21 protein-coding genes and 2 tRNA genes are annotated in these 24,652 nt (G+C 39.2%); 7 read left to right on the top strand and 16 right to left on the bottom strand.

Annotated elements, in window-relative coordinates:
• Positions 1 to 24: 24 nt before the first annotated feature.
• Positions 25 to 2,994 carry a protein translocase subunit SecDF gene (gene secDF, locus IL355_RS14060; protein WP_192462747.1) on the top strand — a complete coding sequence of 990 codons (2,970 nt, stop codon included), beginning with the start codon at positions 25 to 27 and terminating at the stop codon, positions 2,992 to 2,994.
• A gap of 58 nt (positions 2,995 to 3,052) precedes the next feature.
• On the opposite strand, the gene IL355_RS14055 is transcribed toward secDF, so the two are convergent.
• The 7 genes from IL355_RS14055 to folE form a co-directional block, all read right to left on the bottom strand.
• Positions 3,053 to 4,288 (bottom strand): ATP-binding cassette domain-containing protein, encoded by a 1,236-nt coding sequence (locus IL355_RS14055; protein WP_192462746.1) that lies wholly within the window; start codon positions 4,286 to 4,288, stop codon positions 3,053 to 3,055.
• Positions 4,281 to 4,805 (bottom strand): GNAT family N-acetyltransferase, encoded by a 525-nt coding sequence (locus IL355_RS14050; RefSeq protein ID WP_192462741.1) that lies wholly within the window; start codon positions 4,803 to 4,805, stop codon positions 4,281 to 4,283. The genes IL355_RS14055 and IL355_RS14050 overlap by 8 nt, the downstream gene beginning before the upstream one ends.
• A 2-nt stretch (positions 4,806 to 4,807) precedes the next feature.
• A complete protein-coding gene (locus tag IL355_RS14045) occupies positions 4,808 to 5,311 on the bottom strand; it encodes a DUF192 domain-containing protein (protein WP_192462740.1) in 504 nt (167 codons plus the stop codon).
• Between the two features lies 1 nt (position 5,312).
• Entirely contained in the window at positions 5,313 to 6,275 is a 963-nt protein-coding gene (lgt, locus tag IL355_RS14040; protein WP_192462739.1) for a prolipoprotein diacylglyceryl transferase, read from the bottom strand.
• Positions 6,276 to 6,377: 102 nt separating this feature from the next.
• The gene (gene yidD, locus IL355_RS14035) at positions 6,378 to 6,602 is read right to left on the bottom strand and encodes a membrane protein insertion efficiency factor YidD (RefSeq protein ID WP_192462737.1); all 225 of its coding nucleotides are present in this window, start codon (positions 6,600 to 6,602) and stop codon (positions 6,378 to 6,380) included.
• Positions 6,603 to 6,604: 2 nt separating this feature from the next.
• Positions 6,605 to 8,086, bottom strand: a complete 1,482-nt coding sequence (gene cysS / locus IL355_RS14030) for a cysteine--tRNA ligase (protein WP_192462736.1) — start codon at positions 8,084 to 8,086, stop codon at positions 6,605 to 6,607.
• A gap of 16 nt (positions 8,087 to 8,102) precedes the next feature.
• Entirely contained in the window at positions 8,103 to 8,783 is a 681-nt protein-coding gene (gene folE / locus IL355_RS14025; protein WP_187457120.1) for a GTP cyclohydrolase I FolE, read from the bottom strand.
• A gap of 215 nt (positions 8,784 to 8,998) precedes the next feature.
• Between folE and IL355_RS14020 the strand changes: the two genes are divergently transcribed.
• Together IL355_RS14020 and IL355_RS14015 are read left to right on the top strand one after the other, a co-directional pair.
• Positions 8,999 to 10,801 (top strand): T9SS type B sorting domain-containing protein, encoded by a 1,803-nt coding sequence (locus tag IL355_RS14020; protein WP_192462734.1) that lies wholly within the window; start codon positions 8,999 to 9,001, stop codon positions 10,799 to 10,801.
• Between the two features lie 127 nt (positions 10,802 to 10,928).
• Positions 10,929 to 12,350, top strand: coding sequence for a T9SS type B sorting domain-containing protein (locus IL355_RS14015; protein WP_192462732.1), 1,422 nt, complete (start codon positions 10,929 to 10,931; stop codon positions 12,348 to 12,350).
• A 77-nt stretch (positions 12,351 to 12,427) separates the two neighbouring features.
• Here IL355_RS14015 and IL355_RS14010 read toward each other — a convergent pair whose 3' ends face one another.
• Positions 12,428 to 13,942 carry an OmpP1/FadL family transporter gene (locus IL355_RS14010; protein ID WP_192462731.1) on the bottom strand — a complete coding sequence of 505 codons (1,515 nt, stop codon included), beginning with the start codon at positions 13,940 to 13,942 and terminating at the stop codon, positions 12,428 to 12,430.
• 38 nt (positions 13,943 to 13,980) lie between these two features.
• The gene (locus IL355_RS14005) at positions 13,981 to 15,201 is read right to left on the bottom strand and encodes a hypothetical protein (protein ID WP_192462730.1); all 1,221 of its coding nucleotides are present in this window, start codon (positions 15,199 to 15,201) and stop codon (positions 13,981 to 13,983) included.
• 95 nt (positions 15,202 to 15,296) lie between these two features.
• Here IL355_RS14005 and proS point away from each other — a divergent pair, with 95 nt between their 5' ends.
• The 4 genes from proS to rpsT all read left to right on the top strand — a co-directional run bounded on the left by proS (position 15,297) and on the right by rpsT (position 17,372).
• Positions 15,297 to 16,772 (top strand): proline--tRNA ligase, encoded by a 1,476-nt coding sequence (gene proS, locus IL355_RS14000; protein ID WP_192462728.1) that lies wholly within the window; start codon positions 15,297 to 15,299, stop codon positions 16,770 to 16,772.
• A 70-nt stretch (positions 16,773 to 16,842) separates the two neighbouring features.
• A tRNA-Glu gene (locus IL355_RS13995) sits at positions 16,843 to 16,914 on the top strand.
• 73 nt (positions 16,915 to 16,987) lie between these two features.
• Positions 16,988 to 17,059 (top strand) — tRNA-Glu (locus tag IL355_RS13990).
• Positions 17,060 to 17,120: 61 nt separating this feature from the next.
• Positions 17,121 to 17,372, top strand: a complete 252-nt coding sequence (rpsT, locus tag IL355_RS13985; RefSeq protein WP_187457126.1) for a 30S ribosomal protein S20 — start codon at positions 17,121 to 17,123, stop codon at positions 17,370 to 17,372.
• Between the two features lie 78 nt (positions 17,373 to 17,450).
• Here the strand turns inward: rpsT and IL355_RS13980 are convergent, their stop codons facing one another.
• From IL355_RS13980 to rho, 7 genes are all read right to left on the bottom strand, one after another.
• Positions 17,451 to 18,650, bottom strand: coding sequence for a glutamate-5-semialdehyde dehydrogenase (locus IL355_RS13980; protein WP_192462726.1), 1,200 nt, complete (start codon positions 18,648 to 18,650; stop codon positions 17,451 to 17,453).
• Positions 18,651 to 18,660: 10 nt separating this feature from the next.
• Positions 18,661 to 19,440, bottom strand: a complete 780-nt coding sequence (gene proB / locus IL355_RS13975; protein WP_187457128.1) for a glutamate 5-kinase — start codon at positions 19,438 to 19,440, stop codon at positions 18,661 to 18,663.
• A 2-nt stretch (positions 19,441 to 19,442) separates the two neighbouring features.
• Positions 19,443 to 20,246, bottom strand: a complete 804-nt coding sequence (gene proC / locus IL355_RS13970) for a pyrroline-5-carboxylate reductase (RefSeq protein ID WP_192462725.1) — start codon at positions 20,244 to 20,246, stop codon at positions 19,443 to 19,445.
• A 241-nt stretch (positions 20,247 to 20,487) separates the two neighbouring features.
• The gene (locus tag IL355_RS13965) at positions 20,488 to 21,171 is read right to left on the bottom strand and encodes a hypothetical protein (protein ID WP_192462723.1); all 684 of its coding nucleotides are present in this window, start codon (positions 21,169 to 21,171) and stop codon (positions 20,488 to 20,490) included.
• 106 nt (positions 21,172 to 21,277) lie between these two features.
• On the bottom strand, positions 21,278 to 21,898 hold the full coding sequence (locus tag IL355_RS13960) for a hypothetical protein (protein ID WP_192462722.1): 621 nt from the start codon (positions 21,896 to 21,898) through the stop codon (positions 21,278 to 21,280).
• Between the two features lie 102 nt (positions 21,899 to 22,000).
• Positions 22,001 to 22,732 carry a hypothetical protein gene (locus IL355_RS13955; protein WP_192462721.1) on the bottom strand — a complete coding sequence of 244 codons (732 nt, stop codon included), beginning with the start codon at positions 22,730 to 22,732 and terminating at the stop codon, positions 22,001 to 22,003.
• 210 nt (positions 22,733 to 22,942) lie between these two features.
• A complete protein-coding gene (gene rho / locus IL355_RS13950) occupies positions 22,943 to 24,604 on the bottom strand; it encodes a transcription termination factor Rho (RefSeq protein ID WP_192462720.1) in 1,662 nt (553 codons plus the stop codon).
• Positions 24,605 to 24,652: the final 48 nt, after the last annotated feature.

Below are 24,652 nucleotides of genomic sequence, written 5' to 3'. Positions count from 1 at the left end.
GCACCCATTAAATATTTGTAATCGATGCAAAATAAAGGACTTATAAAGCTTTTCGCCCTATTGTTCGGGCTGGTAAGTATCTACCAACTATCGTACACTTTCATTACCAATAAGGCCGAAAACGATGCGGAAGCCTATGCCATAAGCCAAATTTCAGAATCCGAGGAAGATTATGTAGTTAAGCGTGAAGCATTAGAAGCGCAGTATCTTGATTCTATTGGAGACAATTCGGTTTTGGGGTATACCAACTACAACGAAGCCAAGAAAAAGGAGTTGAACAAAGGTTTGGACCTTAAAGGGGGTATTAATGTAACTCTTCAGATATCCGTTAAGGATATTTTAAAAGGTCTTGCCAATAATAGTAAGAACCCAATTTTCAATAAGGCTTTGGCGGATGCCGATACAGCTTCCAAGAATAGTGATGCAACTTATGTTGATTTGTTTTTCCAAGCTTGGGACGATATTAGCGGTGATTCCAAATTGGCCTCTCCAGATATTTTTGCAAATAAAGGATTGAGCGAAGAAATCAATTTTCAGATGTCGGATGATGAGGTAAAACCTATCATCAGAAGAAAAATAGATGAAAGTATTGTTTCTGCATTTGAGGTATTAAGGGAGCGTATTGACGGTTTTGGGGTTACCCAGCCAAATATTCAGCGTGAAGGTACTTCGGGCCGTATTTTGGTTGAGCTACCTGGAGCAAGGGATATTGCCCGTGCCCAAGATTTACTTTCCAGTACAGCCCAATTAGAATTTTGGGAAACTTATCAGCCTAATAATCCAGAATTACAAGGCTTTTTCTTTCAAGCGAACGAAAAGTTAAAATCCCTAATAGATGTAGATGAGGTAGAGCCGGTAAAAGAGGAGTCTGAGTTGGATTCCCTTCTTTCGGATGTTGCTCAAGATTCATTGGATTTGGCCAATCAACGTAATCCGCTTTTTGAGAAATTTCAGTTAGGTGCACCAAGTTATGCGGTAGGGGTGGCAGCAGCCAAGGATACTGCCGAAATTGGGTCATACTTAAGAATGAAGGAGATCAGAAGATTGCTTCCTGCCAATATGCAATTTGTAAAGTTTCTTTGGGAGCGTCCTTCAGAGGATTCTGAAATAGTTCAGCTTTTTGCCTTAAAATCTAATAGGGACGGTATTCCAAGAATTAGTGGCGATGTGGTAAGTGACGCCCGTGATGATTTTGATTTAGGGGGCAAACCTGCGGTGTCTATGACCATGAATACCCAAGGGGCCAAAGAGTGGGAAGAGTTAACAGGAGATGCCTATAATAACAGGACGGGTATTGCTATCGTTCTTGACAATAAGGTGTATACCGCACCCGGTGTTTCCTCTGGTCCTATTTCCGGTGGCCGTTCAGAAATTACGGGAGACTTCACCATCAACGAAACTAAGGATATTGCCAATGTTTTAAGAGCCGGTAAACTGCCAGCTTCCGCAGAAATTATTCAGGCTACCATTGTAGGGCCTTCATTGGGTCAGGAAGCTATTGATAGCGGTTTTATGTCCTTCTTGATTGCCATGGCATTTGTATTGATTTGGATGGTCTTCTATTACGGTCGTGCGGGTCTTTTTGCAGATATCGCCTTGCTTTTGAACATTCTATTGATTTTTGGTGTATTAACTAGCTTAGGTGCGGTTCTTACCCTACCTGGTATTGCTGGTATCGTATTGACCATTGGTATGTCCGTAGATGCCAACGTACTTATATTTGAGCGTATTAAAGAGGAAATAGCCAAGGGGAAAGGGAAGTCGCAGGCAGTTGCCGATGGTTTCAATAATGCTCTGTCCTCCATTTTAGATGCGAATATCACAACGGGACTTACGGCAATTATCTTGTTCATTTTTGGTTCTGGACCTATCAAAGGTTTTGCAACTACTTTATTGATTGGTATCGTTACCTCCTTGTTTACAGCCATTTTTATCACCAGATTATTGGTTGATTGGTATTTGCAGGGTAAATCTAGAAGATTGGATTTTGCCACGGGAGCTACCAAAAACTTGTTTAGAAATATAAGTATTGATTTTCTAGGTAAAAGAAAAATTGCCTATATAGTATCCGGTATATTGGTTATTGTTGGTGTGATAAGTCTTTTTACAAATGGATTGCAACAAGGTGTAGATTTTATAGGTGGTAGATCTTACCAAGTTAGGTTTGAGCAGGCGGTAAGTTCTTCTGAAATAGCTTCTGAACTTAATGACGTATTCGGTAGCGGTACCAATGTAAAAACATTTGGTGAAGAAAATCAGATTAAGATAACAACACCTTACAAAGTAGATGTAGAAGGTCTTGAAGTTGATAATGAAATTCAGGATAAATTGTTTACTTCCTTACAGAAATATCTTCCTTCAGGAATCAGTAAAGAAGATTTTGTATCTGGTAGTGGAGAGGATTCAATAGGTATTTTGCAATCTGTAAAAGTGGGTCCTACTATCGCAGACGATATTAAAAAGAATGCTTTCTTGGCAATCTTGGGGTCACTGGCAGTAGTTTTCCTTTACATTTTGTTCCGTTTCCGTAAGTGGCAATTCTCTTTGGGAGCTGTTACAGCGGTTTTCCATGATGTTATGATTGTATTGGGTATCTTCTCCATCTTTGGTACGATTATGCCATTTAATATGGAGATTGATCAAGCTTTCATTGCTGCGATATTAACCGTGATCGGTTATTCATTGAACGATACGGTGGTAGTGTTTGACCGTATACGTGAGATTATTGGTGAGAAAGGTTGGCGCGGGGGCGACAACATTAATCTTGCCCTTAACAGTACTTTGAGTCGTACTTTGAACACCTCTATGACTACCTTGGTGGTATTGTTGGCAATCTTCATTTTTGGAGGTGAATCCTTAAGAGGATTTATGTTCGCTATGATAATTGGTGTAATTGTAGGTACGTATTCATCTATTTTTATCGCTACTCCGGTTATGTTCGATACGTTGAACAAATCGGTAAGTTCTGGTAAGATAAAAGAAGTTGCGGAATAACAATATATTACTAACTCAAACTTTAAAAGGACCCGCTATCTGGCGGGTCTTTTTTAGTTTATAGAATTGTGCCGGTTGATCCGGTTGGAGACAGATTAAGTTGGTAAGTGTAATCAGGAGTCAGTCCGGGTTCTATTCTATGCGATACAAAAATAATGGTAGTTTCACTTGCTTCTGCGAATTTGTTCACTAGCGAAACAAATAGGGCTGCGCTGGCATCATCCAAACTAGCCGTGGGTTCATCCAAAATTAATAAGGGAGGATGTTTGATCATGGCTCTTGCACACATAACCAATCTTTTTTGACCTAGGCTAAGGTCATGAAAGAGATGGTTTCTTAAATCCCACATATGAATCAATTGAAGCCATTCTTTAGCAAGCCTACTTTGTATTTCCGTAGGTCTTACGTATAAACCTATGGAATCAGTTAATCCAGAAATCAACATGTTTTCTACGGAATGATAGCCTGTAAATTTATCCGTAATGGACGGGGTAAAATATCCTATCTTTTTTTTGAGTTCCCAAACGCTTTCCCCACTTCCTTTTTTGTGTCCAAAGATATGTAGGTCTTGACCATACCCTTTTGGGTTTTCACCGGTAATCATTGATAAAATGGTTGTTTTTCCACTACCGTTTTTTCCTTTCAACTCCCAAAAATCTCCCTTCCTGATGGTCCAGTTGATATTTTTTAAAACAGGTTGGTCCAAATACTTTACGGAAACATTGTTAAGTTGAATCAGTACTTCCTCATCATAATCAAACGAGTAAGGGGGAGCAGGTATTTTTCCTGAGAGTATAGTTCTCGTACCTGCTTGTGAAGACTTTTCGTATTCGTCCAGAAAAATAAGGCTTGAGCCATCCAATTTGGCAAAATGATTACAAAATGGTAGTATGTCTTTTCGCCTACTTAAAAGAAATATTAGTTGTACGGAATATTGTACTTCCTCTAACTCTTCCTTTAATCTTTGTTGACTTTCAAAATCTAGATTATCAAATGGGTTGTCCAATATCAAGTAATCTGGTGACAAACTTATTAAATGGGATAACAGGGCCTTCTTTTGTTCACCACTGGACATGGATTTCAATGATTGTGTTCTATCTAAATTGATGATTTTGGTATCATGTCTGTCTTCTTCATCAATTAATTTCTCAAGTACCCTCTTGGAAAACAAATATCCTTTTGAATCCTTAAGTTGCTCGAAACCCTGCGGCGACACTCCCTTTAAAATGCTTTGGATAAAGCTGGATTTTTTTGATGAATTGTCCGTGAAGATGGCCCAATGCTTTTTACTCATGGTGTATGCGAAATATGAATACTTCGTTGGCTTTGTATTCGGTTGTTTTGCTGTTGGTCATTCCAATATTGATAGCGACTTTTTGTGAAGGAATATTATCAACTTGAATAATGGAAATTAGCGAAGGTGAGAGATTGTTTTCAAAGGCATACAATTTACATCTATTGGCTGCCTCGGTAGCATACCCTTTTTTCCAAAATTGAGGTAAAATACTGTACGCTATTTCCAGTTCACTTTTGTCGTCCACTGTTTGTATTAGTAGACCGCTCAGTCCAATTAATAGGCCTGTTTCTTTGCAGATAAGAGCATTCATTCCCCCCAATCCTTTTTCGTACCTTTCAAAAATTCTTTCAAATTGTTCTTGGCAAGCCACTTCGGGGTTTTTAGGTAAACCTTGCCAGAATTGAGAGCTTTTGGGCTCTTGATGAAAGGGTAGCCAATCATTGAAATCTGAAACCTCTACTTTTCGGAATAGAAGTCTACTGGAGGAGCATCCATTCAACAATAATGGGGACATGACTAAAGTTTTTGAAAACTAATGCTATCACCAATACTCAATCCCTTTTCAGCCACAATTCCAGCATTTACTTCCAGGACGTATTGAACAGGTACTTTTGATGATAAGCTGCCTTCATCAAGCGGCTGGGCATTTTCCTGAAAACTACCAATGGTCATATCCTCTTTAATAAAGAGAATGTCCAACGGAAATTCCGTGTTCTTCATGTAGAAAGAATGCATGGCTACATCATCAAAAATGAAAAGCATAGCCTCATTTTCTTTCATTGATGTTCGGTACATAAGACCCGTTTGGGTTTCATAATCCGTTTCGGCCAATTCAATATTTAAGTTTAGTACAGGAACATCTGTTCCTGGTTTATAAATACTGAGCTCTCCTTCCTTAATAAAGGTTATTTCTTCTGTTTTTACCGTTCTTTTTTCAGAGTTTTTGCATCCTGTAAAAAAGAAGGTAAGGAATAGTACTGAAGCGATTAATTTTCTAAAAGAATGAAATGACAAGCACATCTTATCCTTTTTTTATCTGAGGTTTGAACATAAAATAAAGACCTATGAGGATAAATGGAATACTTAACCATTGACCGGTAGATAAAAGTCCTAGGGATTCCTCGAAACCACCTTGGCTTTTCTTTACAAATTCTACAAAGAATCTAATGGTCCATAGCAGAACAAGAAACACTCCAAAAAGGTATCCGGTTTTTTCCCTTTTGTCCGTTTTCCAATACAGGAAATAAAGTATGAGAAAGACAAAAATATAAGCTACACCTTCATATAATTGCGCTGGATGGCGATAGGGAATTTGAGCTAAATATTCCGAAAATTGCGGATTGTTTTCAATAGCATCATAGGCCGCGTTAAGTGTTTTTTGCTTGGTTATGCCTAATGCCTGGGAAGGATGCATATCATCGGAATCGCGGATAAATTTTGTAGCAAACACAAAAGATTCGTCGGTTACCTTTCCATTAATCTCTGAATTAAAAAAGTTTCCCAGTCGTACACAAAAAGCACCTAGTGCAAATGGAACCACCATTCTGTCCAATAACCAAAGCGGCTTCATATCCGGATACTTTTTTGCATAAAGATAGGTTCCAATAAGCACCCCTATAATAGCCCCATGACTGGCGAGACCTGTAAAACCCGTAAATTCATAGCCATTTATAAAGCCGAACAAAGAGCCATTGGCACTTTCCCTAATCGGAAGTAAAATTTCCAACAAGTGATTTTTGTAGTACGGCCAATCGTAAAAAAATACATGGCCCAAACGGGCTCCTAACATGGTGGCCAATACGGTGTGTATGAATAGGGAATCTAATTGTTCTACTGTTTTGTTTTCACGAACAAAAATCTTCTTCATAATAAACCAACCGGCAGCGAATGCAATAATCCAAAGAAGATTGTAATATTTAATTTGAAGAGGCCCTAAGGTAAACAACGTTTCGTTAGGATTCCAGATAATGCCTAGATAGTACATGCATTTGGTTTTAGGATCGCTAAGATAAGAATTTAAGAAGGGGCAAAAGTAAATTTTAGGGGTTAAATCGTTTGGGTTTTAAGTGAGGCTAAACGATATTAATCAGGGTACGGGATCGTACCCATTACCTCCCCAAGGGTTGCAACTGACAATTCTTTTAATGGCTAGCCAACCTCCTTTAAAAAGGCCGTGTTTTTTTAAGGCTTCTAGGGTATATTGGGAACACGTAGGAGAATACCGGCATGTTGCCGGGGTATAGGGAGAAATGGCTATCTGATAGAATCTAACTAAAAATACAAAGGGAGCTATCAGAATCTTTTTTATCATGTTTATAGTATGCTGAAGGTGGTTCCGTCCTTACCGTCCTTTAGTTGAATACCCAATTCTGCCAATTGGTCCCTTATTTTGTCCGAAGTAGAAAAGTCTCTGTTTTCCCTTGCTTCTTTTCTCAGTTGAATAAGTAGCTCTACTACACCGGAAAGTTTTTCTGTATCCTGATTGTTACCTGCTTTTTGTTCCAATCCTAAAATTTCAAAAACAAAAGCGTGCAGGGCTTCTGCCAAAAATTCCTTGTCTTCTTTCGCAATACTTTCTTTGCCTTCCTTAATCAAATTGATGTGTCTAACGGCATCAAATAAATTAGCGATGAGAATGGGACTGTTAAAGTCATCATTCATGGCATCATAACATTTTTGCTTCCATGCCTTTACATCAAAATCACTTTGTTTACCAGTAGGTAGATTTTCAATTAGATTATAGGCTTCCATTAATCTGTTAAAACCTTTTTCTGAAGCTAACAGGGCATCGTTGCTTAAATCCAAGATACTGGTGTAGTGTGCTTGCATCATAAAGAAACGCACCACAGAGGGAGCAAATGGCTTGCTTAAGATATCGTTATCACCAGTAAAAATTTCGCCCGGAAGAATATTATTTCCGGTGGATTTGGCCATTTTTTTACCGTTCATGGTAAGCATGTTGGCATGCATCCAATAATTAACTGGAGATTTGCCATAACTTGCCTCTGCCTGAGCTATTTCACATTCGTGATGCGGGAATTTAAGGTCCATTCCGCCGCCATGAATATCAAATGTTTCTCCCAAATATTTGGTGCTCATGGCTGTACATTCCAAATGCCAACCGGGAAACCCATCGCCCCACGGAGAGGGCCATCTCATAATATGCTGTGGCTCCGCTTTTTTCCAAAGGGCAAAATCCTGAGGGTTCCTTTTTTCATCCTGTGCGGTCAGCTCGCGGGTGTTGGCGACCATATCTTCCAGTTTTCTACCGCTTAACTTACCGTATTCGTTGGTTTCATTAAAAGTGGCCACATCAAAATAGACAGACCCATTGATTTCATAGGCAAAACCTTTATCTAAAATTTCCTTGATAATTTCGATCTGTTCTATAATATGCCCGGTAGCCGTAGGTTCAATACTTGGAGGTAAAAAATTAAATTTTTCCAAAATATTATGAAAATCCAAGGTGTAGCGTTGTACTACTTCCATGGGCTCCAATTTCTCCAGTCTTGCTTTTTTAGCAATTTTGTCCTCACCGTCTTCGGCATCGTCTACCAAATGGCCCGCATCCGTTATGTTTCTAACATACCTAACTTTATAGCCAAGATGTTTAAGATACCTAAAAATCATATCAAAGGACATAAACGTACGACAATTGCCCAAATGTACATTGCTGTACACCGTGGGACCGCAAACATACATACCTACATGGCCCTCATTTATGGGGTGGAACGTTTCTTTTTGACCTTTAAGGGAATTATAAATCTTTAGTTCTTGACTCTCGAAAAGTGGCATTGGTAGTTAAAAGCTGTTAGAAGTTGGTTTCTAGATTAATGTAGTCGAGGAATTCTCTACGAACGGCCTCTTCCTTAAATTTGCCTCCGAATTCCGCGGTTACGGTACTACTATCTATATCTCTAATTCCCCTGGAATTTACACAAAGATGCTTGGCGTCAATAACACAGGCTACGTCATCCGTTTCTAAAACCCTCTGTAGCTCCCGTACAATCTGAATGTTAAGTCTTTCTTGAACTTGCGGACGCTTGGCAAAATAATCTACGATGCGGTTCATTTTGGATAAACCTACAACATTTCCGCTAGAAATATAGGCAATATGGGCCTTGCCAACTATGGGGAGCAAATGGTGTTCACAGGTAGAATACAAGGTAATGTTCTTTTCTACCAACATTTCACCGTACTTGTATTTATTGTCGAACGTTGAGGATTTTGGTTTACGGTCTGGGTGAAGTCCGCCAAATATTTCCTTTACGTACATTTTGGCTACTCTTAGCGGAGTACCTTTAAGGCTGTCATCATCCAGGTCCAAACCAAGGGTAAGCATAACTTCCCTTATATTTTCTTGAATACGTTCTATTTTTTCTTCATCGGATAATACAAATGCATCTGCACGCATGGGGGTATCCTCTGCCGCGGAGACGTGATCGTCTCCCATTTCTTCAAACTGTTTTTCCAAAGTACTGTTAATTTTCATCAGCTCAACTCTTTCTTTGTCCCGTTTGGTCGGTGTAAATGGCAAATAATTACTGAATGCTAAGTATTTATAAATAACCTTTCTATCAACAAAAACGAACTGCAAAGATATACATTATATGGCACTTTATGCTCTATATCTTATCATACACAACATAAATTGGTGTTAAGCTTATTCTTGAAATAGTTTTATAAAAATCTAGATGATACGTATTCATGAAGCTGTTTCAGAAGACATTACTATTATTCTTTGTACTTGGTATACAAACGATTGTAGCCCAGGTTTCTCCAGATTGTATCAATGCCATTCCCATATGCAACAATACTCCCGTAAATGGAGGTACCAGTGGGTATGGAGTTGATGACTTTAGCGGAACGGCGGAAAGTGGCTGTTTAGAGCGAACATTGACCGGTTCCATTGAATCCAATTCTGCATGGTATAGGTTTAGAACAGGAGCTTCAGGCCAATTGGGATTTAATATAAGCATAGATGTTTCTGAAGATTGGGATTTTGCCCTTTATCAAACCAATGATTGTAACAATTTGGGGGAGCCTGTACGGTGTAATTTCTTTGATAATTCTGATTCAAATACATTCATAGGGGTGGGGGAAGACCCTACCGGAGACGATCTAAACGTGCAATATGAAGATTGGTTGCAAGTAGAACCTGGGCAGGATTATTACCTTTTTATCAATAATTTTAGCAACAACAATGCTGGGTTTTCCATTCAATTTTCGGGTCATATTTTTGTGACCAACCCTTATGATGCGCTAGACTGTTCCATAATAGACAGTTTGTTGGGCCCACCAGTTACCGAGTGTGAAGGAAATACCGTACAATTAGATGCCACAACGGTAAATGCCAGCACTTATAATTGGTTTCAGGATTTTGGTAATGGCTATGAACAATTACTTGGGGAGCATAATTCTACACTACAGGTTACCAATAGCGCTATGTATAGGGTAGAGGTTGTTAGGCCCACAGGTAATTTGTATAGTAATGTTCAGGTAGCTTTTTATCCTATGCCTGTGGCCAATCCCCTTACGGACGATGCTTCGTGCAGCGGGTTGGAGGTGTTCGATTTAGACCAAAAAGATTTAGAAATTTTGGGAGGACAAAATTCTAATGATTTTTTGATAAGTTATCATTTATCCATGGACGAGGCCTTAAATGGAGTGAATGCGCAACCCAAACAATTTACCACAATTGCTGGGAGTCAAACCATTTATGCCCGTATTACCTCAAAGGCCAATCCCAGATGTTTTGATGCTTCCCAAAGTTTTGATTTGATAAACTTGGAAACGCCAGACTTAAACTTTCCTACGGAAGTCTATTTATGTGGTTTGGACTCCGGTGTACAAATAGGAGAAGCTAGTCCAAACCTAAATTATCGATACCAATGGAGTACGGGAGAATCCTCTCCTTCTATAATAGCGCAACAGGAGGGAGAATACATGGTGACAGTGACCAATGAACAGGCGGGTCTCTTATGTGAGGTAACGGAAACTATTACGGTATCAAGGTCCAACCCTCCAGAAATTCAGGATTTGTTAATCGAAGATTTGAGTACTAACAATACTATAACCGTAATCACAGCATCAAACAGGGAATTTGAATATCAGCTGGATGATGGTCCATATCAAGAAGGGCATACATTTTATCAGGTTTTGCCAGGTAGGCATACCATTACGGTTAATGATCCAATGGGCTGTGGATCCATATCTGAAGAGGTAATTGTAGTGGGGTTCCCTAAATTCTTTAGTCCAAATGCAGATGGGTCCAATGACTATTGGCAAATTGATGGTATAGAGACATTGGAAAACCCCTTAGTCCATATTTTTGATAGATACGGTAAATTATTGGCTGAATTAAATGGGGCAAGTCCGGGTTGGGATGGCGTCTTAAATGGAAAACCATTACCTGAAACTGATTATTGGTTTCAGCTAACTTATTCCAACTTGGAGGGTGAACGGATAACCGCTAAGTATATCAACAACCATTTTAGCTTAAAACGGTAGTTATTCAAAATTTTCTGTAAAAGGTCTTGATTTTTTTATCGATTAAAGGCCTATTTCTTCGTTTAACATATACTAAATCAGCTTGTAAATAGTTATAGCTAGGAGTCTATTCTTAGTCTATACCTGTATGCGACAACTAACCTTAATACTATTATTTCTCGTTTCCGGGACTACTCTATTAGCCCAAAACTCTCCCGATTGTAGATCGGCCATACCAGTTTGTGCAGATGCGCCCATTATGGGAATGGCAGAGGGTAGGGGGGATATTGATGATTTTGATCCGGAAATCATTTTAGAGACCGGATGTTTGGAAAAAGGCAGTGTAGCCAATGCCAATATTGAAAATAACACTTCGTGGTATGTTTTCAGGGCCGGAACAGGTGGTCAGGTGGGGTTTGATATTGAGGCAATGCCTTTGCCTGGAGAGACTACTATTACTGCTGAATGGGATTTTGCGGTGTACGGACCGGATGTAAGCTGTTCTGAAATAAGTAGCGGAACCGCTACTCCCATTAGATGTAATTATGAGGTAGGAAGTACCCGTTTTACAGGTTTAGGGGTAAACCCTGAAGATGGCACTGTAGGTGTTCCTTCTACCACGCAGAATTTGAATACCTATGACGAGTGGTTGGAAGTGCTTCCCGGTGAAGTCTATTACATTTTAATCAACAATTTTAGTAATAATACAGATAATGACCCCGAGGAGTTTATGCTCACATTCACTGGAAGTTCTGTGGATGCCGATCAAAACAATGCACTGGATTGTACGTTAAGGGATGAATTTCTTGGTTTGGACATTAAAGCTTGTGAAGGAGATCCAGATATTGAATTGAGTGCATTGAATTCTCCTGCTGGCCCTAATATAGCCAATGTGGCTTGGTCAGTTGATTTTGATGATGACGGAACCATTGATCAACCTATGGGATCCGGCCCAACAGCTACTCAATTGACGGTATCTAGCCCCAATTCGGGAAGATATTTTGTGGATATTACCACCAATGAAGGTAACCATTACTTAGATGATATTTTAATTACTTTTTATGGCCTTCCCCAACTGGATAGGGTAGACTTATTGAATTCAAATTTGACATTGGACCCGGATATGAACAATATTGAGGTACATGTGGATGGAACGGGAGATTACGAATATGCCATTAACGGCGGCGAATATCAGGATGATGCCATTTTCGATGACGTGCCACCGGGAATCAATACTTTGGTAATTAATGATAAGAATGGATGTGGAACTACTGAGCCTATTGAATTTCTTGTAGTGGGGTACCCCAAATTTTTTACACCAAACAATGACGGTACAAATGATACATGGAATATAAGAGGTATTGAGACTTTGAACAATCCAGTGGTATTTGTTTTTGATCGTTTTGGGAAATTATTGGCACAATTAGATGCCAATACAGCTTGGGACGGCACTTACAATGGTAAGCCGCTTCCATCATCTGATTATTGGTTCAGATTTGAATATCAAGAGGATGAAGATGGTGTTGTGGTAGCAAAAAACACAAAGGCCAATTTTACTCTTAAAAGGTAAAGTCAATAATAGTCAATGAAAAGGGCGGGCCATAGGCCCGCCCTTTTCATTTCATATAATATCCAGAGATGAACTCCCTAAAAGTTTAAGGTGTACCCAAGGGTAAAATTTGTATTCACTCGGTTTAATACTGCAGGATTGGTTATACCAGTGGAAAAAAAGTATTGCAATACATCTTGCTCTGTGCGGTTGATGGCCAAATCCAATCTGCTGGAACCAAAATTAAATCCAAGTCCACCGGAAATACCTTGTAAGTCCCCAACAAAATTTCCATCTGCATAAGGGCTTTGTTCAAACCGGTATCCGGCGCGTAAGCTCACACGTTGAATTTTGTATTCTCCCCCTAATCTGTATGTGGACACTCCGGCTAGAGTTTGTGAAATAAAGTCGTTCTCTTCTGCAAACCCTGCATCACTGGTAGGTCTTAATTCTGCACTGGACATATCTTGGTAGGAGTAATCAAAACTAATAAGTCCATTATTTCCAAAAATAGCAGCGATACTTCCGGTTAGTCGGGAGGGCGTTTTAATTTGATAATCGAAAATATTTATATCCCTAAGTCCGGTGAAATTAAAATTTGGTGCCTGATTTGGATAATTGGTACTAATGCCTTGTGCAAAAGAATCGCTCAATCGATACCATGTTGAAGATTGGTAACTGCCGCCCACTCTAATGAATTGATTCAACTTGGCAATGGCACCCAAACTAAAGGAAAACCCAGAACCTTCTGTACGTAATTGATTTTCAAAAGTGGCCGATCTTAATTCGTCATCCACATTAAAAAATTCTTCTTGATATCTGCTATACTTATCGTATAGAACGGTATGGAAATTTAAGGAAGCTCCCATATATAGAAAATCCTCATATTGGGTAGCGGCATTCACAACAAATTTACTGTTGTAGCCGCTTGTAGTCTGGCGATAATCTTGATTAAGATCTGTATAATCTGAATTTGAGAAATATGTGGTATTCTCTGGTTCGTCAACCGTAGGTTCGATCAAAGCAGATTGAAACCCTAAAAAGGCCTGTTGACCGGCAAATCCTAATCCGTTGGTGGCTCCTATATCCAAATAGGCATCACTGGGTGTTTCACCATCTCGTAGTTTTAAATTGTCCAAAGCTATTCCATCTGCAAAATTTAAAAAGTAATTGTCCAGTCCTTCTATACCAACTCCATTGGAAACATTGAAATCATCAAAATTTTGAACCACATCATAATTGACAGCGAGGGAAAGTTTTTTCCACCCAGAATTAGGGTCGGTGGTTTTCCAAATAAAGGCACCGCCAATTTGATTCAGGTCCAAAGTATTGTTATCGGCTTGAGCGAAAGAACCTCTATAATTTGATTCCGTATCAGAATTATAAAATGTTGCGGACAGGGTAAGTAAGCTGTTATTGAAAACGGCACTACCTGCGGGATTGATGTTGATAGAGCTCATATCTCCTCCTAGGGCACCAAAAGCCCCTCCCATTCCTTGAAATCGCGCGGTTCCCTGTAGGTTTTCTTGGCTATATCTTAGTACATCGTCTATGGTCTGCGCCGTTGAAATTGTGCATGCCAATAGCCCAATGAAAGTGAAAATTCTTTTCATCAATAATTTTTTAAATAGATTTTGAATCAATGTTGAAATTACCCTCTGCTTCTACTGGATGAACTAGATCTAGAAGCACCGCCAGATGAGCGCGAAGCACCTCCGGAACTACTTCTGCCAGAACTATAGCTTCTACTACTACTACCGGAAGATCGGTAAGAACTTGTTCTAGGAGCCGAACTTCTGCTGTAACTACTACTTCTTGAATTGCTATAGGTATTACCATTACTTCCAGAACTTCTGCTTCTGTACGAACTTGTTCTAGGAGCCGAACTTCTGTAGTTTTGACTGTTTCTAGAAGAGCTTCTGTAGGTATTGCCATTTCGGGATGAACGATTATAAGTAGGAGCTGTTCTAGTACTCCTGCTCGTTCTGTAGTTCCTATTTTGGTCTACCCCAACAACTCTTCTCGAACTAAGGTTGCCGCTTCTTGAGCTGTAACGGCTATTGCTAGTTCTGGAAGCTGAACTTCTGTTGGTAGAACTTCTTGAGCTTGTACTTGTATACCCTGAAGAGACCCTGTTTCTATTGTTCCTGCCCGTATTAGAATAAGCTCCGCGTGAAGACCCGCCGGTTATGGCACTAGTTCTATATCCTCTTCTTGTACTGTTGTATGCATAAGTTCTGCGGCCGTATCTAAAGTTGTTATACCCATTGTAATAACCATAGGGAGGGCACCAAGTATTCCATCCGCCGTAGAAATAAGGATTGTAGGCATAACCGCCCCATCCCCAACCCCACGGGTTGTAACGGTACCTCCATGGATTATAAAAGCCTCCCCAGCCTCCATAATAGCCACCCCATCCCCAGTTGTTATAAAGCCAAGGGGAACCCCAGCCCCAGCCGGCCCAACCGTAGTTGAAGTCGTGAATTTGGATATTTACATCTGTCGTATTATCTCCCCAAGCAGCGTAGCCATTATAATCATTTTCATTGTCATAGTAATCTGTTAATTGACCTTGAGGAATCGTATCGGCTTCCACATTGCTAGAATAGGAATCGATATCGGTAAAAATTTCACCATCCATTAATTCGGCTTGTTGGCCAAAATAGGTAGCGTAATTCTCTCCACTCCCTTTCTTTTTTGAAGTTGAAGGCCTTTGTGGATTTTCTGCACTTACCTGAGTGTCATTCGAATAAATTCCATCATTATCATAATAAGATGCGGATTGATATGAACCACAGGAAGCCAATGTTAGCCCTATAAGGCCAAGAAAGGAAAACATCCTAATTTTTGGGAGGGGTAATGAATATATCATGGTTGCAATTTTTATTGTTGAACATAGTAAAAATAACTAGTTTTACCCAATTATTTTTATAACATAGTCACAAGATTTGTGCCAAACTATTGAGGATGGGTAAAAAACTGACCAAGAGAAACGAGGACTATTCCAAATGGTATAACGAACTAGTTGTAGGGGCTGATTTGGCCGAAAATTCAGGGGTTCGTGGCTGTATGGTGATAAAACCATATGGCTATGCAATTTGGGAAAAAATGCAAGCGGGGTTGGACAAATTGTTTAAGGATACAGGTCATGAAAACGCCTATTTTCCACTGTTCATTCCAAAGTCGTACTTAAGTAAGGAGGCGGCCCATGTTGAAGGTTTTGCAAAGGAGTGTGCCGTTGTTACCCATTATAGATTAAAGAATGCCGAAGACGGTAGCGGGATTGTAGTAGATCCGGACGCCAAATTGGAAGAAGAACTTATTGTTAGGCCAACCTCTGAAACCATTATTTGGGATACGTACAGAAAATGGATTCAATCCTATAGGGATTTACCCTTGTTAATCAACCAATGGGCGAATGTGGTTCGTTGGGAAATGCGTACCCGATTGTTTTTGCGTACCGCTGAATTTCTTTGGCAAGAAGGCCATACCGCTCACGCTACCGAAAAGGAGGCGATTGAAGAGGCGGAACAAATGATGAACGTGTATGCGGAATTTGCCGAAGAACATATGGCCGTTCCTGTTATCAAAGGGCTTAAAACCGAAAGTGAACGATTTGCAGGGGCCATTGAAACCTACTGTATTGAAGCCCTGATGCAAGACGGAAAAGCACTGCAGGCTGGTACCTCTCATTTTTTGGGTCAAAACTTTGCCAAGGCCTTTGATGTTAAGTTTGCTAACAAAGAAGGAAAACAAGAACACGTATGGGCAACCTCATGGGGGGTTTCTACTAGATTGATGGGCGCACTTATCATGACCCATAGTGATGATAATGGATTGGTATTGCCTCCTAAATTGGCACCTATTCAAGTGGTGATTGTGCCTATTTATAAGGGGGAGGAGCAATTGGGTACAATTTCAGATAGTGTAAAGCCTTTACTGAAAGAGTTAAGGTCTAAAGGTATTTCTGTAAAGTTTGATAATAGGGATACACATAAACCCGGATTTAAGTTCAATGAATATGAATTGAAGGGAGTGCCGGTGCGGTTAGCAATAGGTCAAAGGGATCTGGCAAACGGTACGTACGAAGTAGCACGTAGGGATACACTGGAAAAGGAAACTGTTCCTGCCAATGAGGTTGTGAGCAAAATTGAATTTTTGTTGGAGGATATTCAAAAAAATATTTTCAAGAAGGCTAATACCTATACCCAAGATAATATAACGGAGGTAAATTCCTATGAAGAATTCAAGGAGGTTTTGGAGGCCAAAGGAGGCTTTATATCTGCACATTGGGATGGTACCATTGCCTCTGAAAATAAGATAAAGGAAGAGACCAAGGCAACTATAAGATGTATTCCAATAGATGCAAAAGAAGAGGAGGGAAGTTGTATAATTTCCGGTGAAAAATCTTCTAAACGAGTGCTCTTTGCAAAAGCTTATTAAAAAAAGTTAATTGGATGTTGCGATAGTAAAAAATAATTGTATTTTTGCATCCGCAATTACTCAAAGTAATGGCCCGTTCGTCTAGGGGTTAGGACGCCAGGTTTTCATCCTGGTAACAGGGGTTCGATTCCCCTACGGGCTACAAAGTGTTCATAATAGTAAATTGTGATTCTGTTTTAAGGCGTTTTTAAGGCCTTTTCAGAATTTTGAAATTTGGCCCGTTCGTCTAGGGGTTAGGACGCCAGGTTTTCATCCTGGTAACAGGGGTTCGATTCCCCTACGGGCTACTAGACTTTGAGAAAGATTGAGGAAGTTGATTTTTCTAAAAAATTATAACAAAAAAGTAAGATGGCAAATCACAAGTCAGCGTTAAAAAGAATCAGAAGAAACGAAGCGGTACGTCTACGTAACCGTTACCAGCACAAAACTACTCGTAATGCAATCAAGAAATTGCGTGGTGAGGAGAACAAAAAAGATGCTGAGGCTTTATTGCCTAGCGTTGTTAGTATGATCGATAGGTTGGCAAAGCGCAACATTATTCATAGTAACAAAGCCGCAAACTTGAAAAGTAAATTGGCTAAGCATGTTGCTGCTTTGTAATATTATTGAACAGCATTAAAAAAGCCCCGATGTAAAAACATCGGGGCTTTTTAATTTATCATAGGCCGTCAGATAAGGTTATACCCTAATCTGTCCGTCTCCAAACACAAAGTATTTGTTGGTAACCAATTGTTCCAATCCTAATGGACCTCTGTGGTGTAGTTTGTCCGTACTAATGGCTAATTCTGCTCCTACGCCCATTGCTCCGCCATCTGTAAAGCGCGTAGACGCATTATGGTAAACCGCGGCTGAATCTACTTGCTCCATGAACTTCATGGCCTTGGAGGAGTCTTTGGTCATCACGGTAGAAGAATGTCCGCCAGAAAATTTATTTATTTTTTCAATAGCTTCATCTAGATTTTCTACGGTTCCTATGCAGCATTTCATCGCCAAAAATTCTTCATGCCAAATAGCTTCGTCTTTTATAACTTCCTCTTCTTTGAGGATAGAACCCGTTTTTTCATCTACAAGAACGGATACACCTTGTTCTTTTAGAATACTGTCCAATTCTTTGAGCTTCTGCTCATAATTTGGGACTGCAGCATCTACCAAGATTTTATCCAAGGCATTACACGCCGAGATTTTATGCGTTTTGGCATTTAAAATGACCTTGATACTTTTCTCCCAATCGGCATCCTTGTCAACATAAAGGAAATTGTTTCCTCTTCCGCTTACGAGAACGGCACATTTTGCATGTTCCTTCACAAAAGCGATAAGTCGCTCTCCGCCTCTAGGAACAATTAAGTCTAATTTCTCAGAAGGGTTTCTCAGAAATTCCTGGGTTTCTGTTCGGTTCATATGAAGTAGTTGAATCCAGTTGGTATCCAAGTCATTTTCTTCTAAAGCTTGATGCCAGCATTTTTCTAAGGCTTTATTACTGTGAAGCGCCTCTTTTCCTCCCTTTAATAGAATTTTGTTGTTGGCTTTGAATGCTAGGACCGCGGCCTCTATGGTAACATCGGGTCTAGATTCATAAATAATCATTATAGTGCCAAAAGGAGCTGTTTTATTGGTTACGTTTAGACCGTTTTCCAAATTCCTTTCAGACTTTACTTTACCAACAGGGTCTTCCTGTCCCAAAACTTCTTTTACAGAAGCAATCATGCCATCTATTTTTTTATTGTCAACCACTAAGCGGTCATACATGGCTCTGTCTTCCTTGTTAAATAGTTCGCAGTCTTTTTTATTAGCCTCCAGTATTTTATCTCGGTCTTTGTCCAAGATAGAAATCATGGATTCTAATACCTTATTTTTTATTGTTGTTTCTAATAATTTCATTTTGCTTTTTTTAAAGTTGTTCCGCCATTATCTGCGTTCCTACATCCTTACCGTTTACAATGTCTAAAATGACATTCTCCTTCTTACCGTTGGCTATAAAGGTAGGGATGTTCTTGGCCGCTGTTTGCTTGGCTACACTCAACTTAGAGCCCATGCCGCCACGGCCTTCGGCTTCACCTTTTTTAACTTGTTTTACGTACTTTTCTACATTCTCATCAATACCAACTTTTGAAATCACTTCCGTATCCTCATCATCTGGATGACCAGTATATAGACCGTCAATATCCGTTAGAATAATAAGCTTATCTGCTTCAATCAATTCGGCAACCAAACTTGCCAGTTCATCATTGTCTGAGAACATGGAGTTGGTTACGGAAACAGCATCATCCTCATTGGCTATAGGAATAACTCCTTCGGATAAAAGTCCCTCATAGCAACTGATCATGTTTTCTCTATGGACTCCAGGATTGAAATCGCGCTTGGTCGCTAAAACTTGTGCGCATTTCATACCATAATCCCTAAAAATGTTATAATAAAGTCTCATCATTCTTGGCTGACCAATGGAAGAATAAACCTGCCTTCTCATGGTCTTGTCCTTAATGTGACTTTCTCCCAGAACTTCCATTCCGGCAATTACCGACCCTGAAGAAACCAACACCGTCATGACGTCGTTTTCATAGAGTTCCGCTATCTGCTTGACCAATTTTTTGAGAATAGGTCTAACGATCCTATTATCCTTATTGGTCATTACGTTGGTACCTACTTTTATTACTACTCTCTGTTTGTACATGTTTATTGTTTTCCTAGTTCAACCGCTCTGTCAAAAGCTGCATAAGCGGCTTCTTTAATGAGTTCGTTAACGTTATTGTCCTCCATGGAATCCAATGCAGCTCTGGTGGTTCCTCCTTTGGAGGCAACTTTATTCATCCAAGATGACGGTGATAGGTCTGATTGATTGAAAAGCTCTACGGCTCCATCAAAAGTTTGACTCACCAATACTTTGGAGTCATTTGCGGAAAAGCCCATTTTCAGGGCGGCTTCCATCATACTTTGCATAAAGTAAAAAACGTAAGCCGGACCACTTCCAGAAATTCCTGTACTAGCGTCAATATAATTTTCTGAACTTACCTTTATAGATTTACCAGTGGTATCCAAAAGGCTTTCTACCGTAAGGAGTTCAATTCTACTCACCTCCTTGGAAGGAATAAATGAAGTGACTCCTTTTCCTACCTGTGCGGGAAGGTTGGGCATTGCCCTAACTACTTTTTGGATGCCCAAAGCATCTTGCATAGTTTGAATGGTGACCCCGGCCATGATGGATATTACAATTTGTCCCTTATTGATTAAAGGTCTCATCTTGGCAAAAAGGTCCTCACAGTGATATGGTTTAACAGCTATAAAAACCAAATCTGCCTGTGGAAGACAATCTTCTAGATTTTCAAAGACATCAAAATGTGAAATCTTTTTTAAGGAGAGGATTTTTTCGGGAGAGCTGTCAAGAATCATAACGTTACGTTTCTTTAGCTGTTTTGATTTTGACATGGCCTCAGCATATGTGAGTCCCATATTTCCAGCTCCAATAACAAGTACTTTCATATTTTTGTTTTAATTTCTAAATATCTATACGCCCCTAAAGGCGCAAGAACCGTGCGGAATGACAAAAGGTCCTATAGAGTTTGGCTCTATTAAACATAATAGTATAGAATATATCTATTGTGTGGGGCTTAGGGCAATGTTTATGGTGATTCTGTTAGAAAGAAGTGTGCCTATATGAAATGACCTCCTCAAGTCCTGGGGACTCTACTGAAAATACGACAGGTAATACTGTCAGTCAATTTTAACGATATGAGCGCTTTTTTAATGTGATAAAGCCCATGGTTATGAAAGCATACATAGTAATGATGAGTAAATATTGAATTATCCTAATAATAGGAGCTTCTTGGGTACCGTTGGCAAAATGGAAATACCTACCAACTTTAATGGGTAAATAGCCCACATAAAATAAAAGTAACCCTATGCTTATCCAATGTAGGGGATGATTGGCCAGAGGTATTCTTTTATATTTAAAATGTTGTTCTCTTAAATAAAAAATGATGCTAGTAATGAGAAGAAATCCGCCAGAAATGTAGGTTGCGGTTTGCGTACTCATTAAATAATTTTGAAAAAATGGATTTATGGCACTTGTTACCAGAAATAGTACAATGCCCCAAAAGATATATTCTTTCAGTCTAGGTGATTTTATATAGAATCTAAAGAGAAATAGGAAGTATAAGTAGAAGATGAGGTTATAGATATTGTAAATAATTACGTTGTAATGAGAAATGGATTCGCGGCTAAAAAAGCCAAATTGTGGAAGATAGGCTGTTAGGTAGCCCAATATTTCATTGAATAAAGTGTAGCAGATAATTATGGGTAAGTATTGGAGTTTGGTATCGAAATATTTTGGATATCGGTAGATAGCTGCCACTAACGCGATGGCATACATAGCTAAATAGGTGTACTCCAAAAAAGTTCTCAGCATTTGAATAGAGGGGAATTTGCCGAGATCATTCTATATTAAATAGAAAGATATCATGGTTGTTGGTTCATCTCTTCGCAAGATAGGCAAAAACCCTTTTGGTAAGAACTTAGCGCACAAGCTTCTTTTTCATTCTAATAAAGCCTACGATAAATATGATGTAGGTTATTAAAATAAGAGTAAGGTGGATTTTCCTTAATTCTGGGTTTTCAGATAGATTATATAGCCCATTGTAATATCTAATCGCTTTTATTGGTAAGTAGCAAATATGATATAAAAGTAAACCTGTGCCCAACCAAAATAAAATATTCTTCTTTCTAAGCCCTGCTTGTCTATTTGTCCAATCCTCGTATAAATATTGTGATACGATGATTACTAGGAATGCCGTTCCTGTAAAGAAGGTTAAATACTGATATTCCAAAAAGAAATCTTGTACAAATAAATTCACCAGTACTACCCCTAGGAAAATATAGATAAAGTACTTTGCTAATTTTTTGAAAGCTAAATTTTCTGTATAGCTCCTGAACAGATAAAGAAAATAGACAAAAAATACGATGTTATAAATGTTGTATATGACATAATAATAATCGATGTAAAGAGAATTTACCGTTAGGCTAAAGGCATCATACTTATAAATGAGAGTTCCCAGGGTTTCATTAAAAAATGTGTAGAGAAGCAGAATGGGAAAATACTTTAAGGCGGTGTCAAAATATTTTGGATATCTGAACATGGCTACAGCTAAAGTTATCCCATATATGGGGATATAAGAATTTTCAAGTAATGAATTTGGGTTGAACAACATGCATACAGCCGTTAGGTTAAGCTGGGCTAGCTATGAAGGAGGGTGTAACCCTCCTTCATTTCCGTATAGGCTCTGTTGATTTTGGGCAGGTGGAGCGGGTGCTTCTACCGGTAAAATGCTAGGTGCTATAGACGCTTTAGATTTCTTTTTTCCACCTATATACTTCCCGGTATCATCAAGTTCATCGGTAAGTAAATACGCTTTTCTTTGCCCATCCTCAGAATCGTCCGCGGTATAGAATGCAAAATTCTTCTTTCCGTCAGATGTTGTTGGCACCATCATAACACTATTGCGTCTAGGTTCTTTAATAGTTTTACCGTCCGGAAATTCTTGTTTCTTGGGATAGTTGGTGAGGTAAATTCTAAGATTTGAAATGTCTACTTGGGCACTATCTGCCTCTTGTTCAATAAACTTGAGATAGGTCTTTAAATCTTTATAATTGAACTCAATAAACCTGGTAGGAACAAAGCCTCCTTCCATTGCTGCGGAAGTAGACTCCTCTGCTTCCTGACTGTTTCCGTCAGTATCGCCTTTTTGGTCCCTTTTGTCCATTGAGTCCTCATAACGCTTTATAATTTTTGCTCTTCGCTCCGTGTAGGTATCATAAAATACTTTGCCATCCTGCAGGCTAACAATCATATTTTTGGGCTCTGAAACTGTCTCATCAATGATTTTCCCGGTTTGTTCGCCACAACCATAAATTGTGCCCAAAAGAAGTAGGAAAGAAAGAATTTTCATGGAAAAATAGTTTGAATTTTTCATGTTATAAGCGTTTTAGGTTCAACTTGTTTAAACACGCAAAATTCGGGGGTTGGGTATTTTTGCTTTATAAATATATTTTAAAAATCTGATTAACGGTAAATTTTTAAGTAATTATCTAAAAGCTCAAATAGATAATTAGCAACATATGGGCATAAAAAAATCCCGAAAACTTTGATGTTTCCGGGATTTAAATCTATTACTTGGGCCCTTTTATTGGTTCATTGTAAGTAAGAACTCTTCATTGTTTTTGGTTTGCTTGATACGCTGCTCAATGAACTCCATAGCTTCCACCGGATTCATATCCGCTAAATATTTTCTTAGAATCCACATTCTTTGAATGGTATTTTCATCCAATAAAAGATCGTCACGTCTTGTACTTGAAGAGGTAAGGTCAATGGCAGGGAAAATTCTACGGTTAGAAATTTTACGATCCAACTGAAGTTCCATGTTACCGGTTCCTTTAAATTCTTCAAAAATAACCTCATCCATTTTAGAGCCGGTTTCAGTAAGCGCCGTAGCGATTATGGACAGGGAACCACCACCTTCAATATTTCTTGCCGCTCCAAAGAAACGCTTAGGCTTGTGCAATGCGTTAGCGTCTACACCACCACTTAGAACCTTACCGGAAGCTGGTTGAACAGTGTTATAGGCTCTTGCCAAACGCGTAATGGAATCCAATAGGATAACCACATCATGGCCACATTCTACCAAACGCTTCGCTTTTTCAAGAACGATATTGGCTACCCTTACGTGCTCTGAGGCTTCCTTGTCAAAAGTAGAAGCAACCACCTCCCCACGCACATTTCGCTGCATATCCGTAACCTCTTCCGGTCTTTCGTCAATCAGTAAAATAATTTGATAAACTTCAGGGTGATTGGCAGCGATAGCATTTGCCACTGCTTTCAAGAGCATTGTCTTACCAGTTTTGGGCTGGGAAACGATCATACCTCTTTGTCCTTTGCCTATTGGTGAGAATAAATCAATGATCCTAGTGGATATATTGCTCTGCTTGTCTGCCAAATTAAATTTTTCCTGTGGGAAAAGCGGTGTTAAGTGCTCAAAGGAAACTCGGTCTCTCACCACTTGGGGGTCAATTCCGTTTATTTTGTTCACCTTTATTAATGGAAAATATTTTTCACCTTCTTTTGGTGGCCTAACATTTCCTAAAACGGTATCCCCGGTCTTGAGTCCAAAAAGTCTAATCTGGGATTGGGATACATAAATATCATCTGGTGATGATAGGTAATTATAGTCGGACGAACGTAAGAACCCATACCCATCTTGCATAATATCCAACACGCCCTCACTTTCAATAATGCTATCGAACTCATATTCAGGCTCTTTGTACCTGTTTTTTAAGTCCTTGTCAAAATTGCTTTTGTCGTGGTTGCTCTTTTGATGTCTGTTCTTACTATTCTGATTGTTTTGATTTTTGTTGTTCTGCCCTTTTCGGTTTTGATTATTCTTTTGATCCGGCTTACCGCTATTGGTATTGGAATTTGAGTTTGAATTATTGTTGGAATTGTTAGGTTTATTGGTACTGTTATTTTTGTTCTGAGCCCTTGGCCTTGGTTTTTTTGGCTCATTATCAGTTTTTTCAGCTTCCGGTTTTTTTTCCGGTGCAGTTTCCTTGCTTGTTTCAGGGCTGCTATCCTTGCTTATTCTTTTCCTAGGGGTTCTGGTTTTTGGTTTTTCCTCTGTTTGGCCAGCGGCAACCTCTTGCACCACTTTGGGGTTAGAGGCTTGTACATCAAGTATTTGGTATACCAGGTCCAATTTTTTTAAGGACTTGAATTTGGGTACATTTAAGCCCTTTGCAATTTCCTGAAGTTCAGGCAGCTTTTTCGCTTTTAATTCTGAAATCTCAAACATTAAGTAAGGTATATATTATAAGTCTCCGTAATATGATAAGAAGTGTAT

The organism is Euzebyella saccharophila (genome assembly GCF_014855495.1).
GTDB lineage: Bacteria > Bacteroidota > Bacteroidia > Flavobacteriales > Flavobacteriaceae > Euzebyella > Euzebyella saccharophila.
This window is presented reverse-complemented; position numbering and strand designations above follow the sequence as displayed.

Excerpts from the sequence above, each read along its gene's own strand:
- secDF (WP_192462747.1), top strand. The coding sequence starts at position 25 with ATGCAAAATAAAGGACTTATAAAGCTTTTCGCCCTATTGTTCGGGCTG.
- IL355_RS14055 (WP_192462746.1), bottom strand. The coding sequence starts at position 4,288 with ATGAGTAAAAAGCATTGGGCCATCTTCACGGACAATTCATCAAAAAAA.
- IL355_RS14050 (WP_192462741.1), bottom strand. The coding sequence starts at position 4,805 with ATGTCCCCATTATTGTTGAATGGATGCTCCTCCAGTAGACTTCTATTC.
- IL355_RS14045 (WP_192462740.1), bottom strand. The coding sequence starts at position 5,311 with ATGTGCTTGTCATTTCATTCTTTTAGAAAATTAATCGCTTCAGTACTA.
- lgt (WP_192462739.1), bottom strand. The coding sequence starts at position 6,275 with ATGTACTATCTAGGCATTATCTGGAATCCTAACGAAACGTTGTTTACC.
- yidD (WP_192462737.1), bottom strand. The coding sequence starts at position 6,602 with ATGATAAAAAAGATTCTGATAGCTCCCTTTGTATTTTTAGTTAGATTC.
- cysS (WP_192462736.1), bottom strand. The coding sequence starts at position 8,086 with ATGCCACTTTTCGAGAGTCAAGAACTAAAGATTTATAATTCCCTTAAA.
- folE (WP_187457120.1), bottom strand. The coding sequence starts at position 8,783 with ATGAAAATTAACAGTACTTTGGAAAAACAGTTTGAAGAAATGGGAGAC.
- IL355_RS14020 (WP_192462734.1), top strand. The coding sequence starts at position 8,999 with ATGAAGCTGTTTCAGAAGACATTACTATTATTCTTTGTACTTGGTATA.
- IL355_RS14015 (WP_192462732.1), top strand. The coding sequence starts at position 10,929 with ATGCGACAACTAACCTTAATACTATTATTTCTCGTTTCCGGGACTACT.
- IL355_RS14010 (WP_192462731.1), bottom strand. The coding sequence starts at position 13,942 with ATGAAAAGAATTTTCACTTTCATTGGGCTATTGGCATGCACAATTTCA.
- IL355_RS14005 (WP_192462730.1), bottom strand. The coding sequence starts at position 15,201 with ATGATATATTCATTACCCCTCCCAAAAATTAGGATGTTTTCCTTTCTT.
- proS (WP_192462728.1), top strand. The coding sequence starts at position 15,297 with ATGGGTAAAAAACTGACCAAGAGAAACGAGGACTATTCCAAATGGTAT.
- rpsT (WP_187457126.1), top strand. The coding sequence starts at position 17,121 with ATGGCAAATCACAAGTCAGCGTTAAAAAGAATCAGAAGAAACGAAGCG.
- IL355_RS13980 (WP_192462726.1), bottom strand. The coding sequence starts at position 18,650 with ATGAAATTATTAGAAACAACAATAAAAAATAAGGTATTAGAATCCATG.
- proB (WP_187457128.1), bottom strand. The coding sequence starts at position 19,440 with ATGTACAAACAGAGAGTAGTAATAAAAGTAGGTACCAACGTAATGACC.
- proC (WP_192462725.1), bottom strand. The coding sequence starts at position 20,246 with ATGAAAGTACTTGTTATTGGAGCTGGAAATATGGGACTCACATATGCT.
- IL355_RS13965 (WP_192462723.1), bottom strand. The coding sequence starts at position 21,171 with ATGCTGAGAACTTTTTTGGAGTACACCTATTTAGCTATGTATGCCATC.
- IL355_RS13960 (WP_192462722.1), bottom strand. The coding sequence starts at position 21,898 with ATGTTCAGATATCCAAAATATTTTGACACCGCCTTAAAGTATTTTCCC.
- IL355_RS13955 (WP_192462721.1), bottom strand. The coding sequence starts at position 22,732 with ATGAAAAATTCAAACTATTTTTCCATGAAAATTCTTTCTTTCCTACTT.
- rho (WP_192462720.1), bottom strand. The coding sequence starts at position 24,604 with ATGTTTGAGATTTCAGAATTAAAAGCGAAAAAGCTGCCTGAACTTCAG.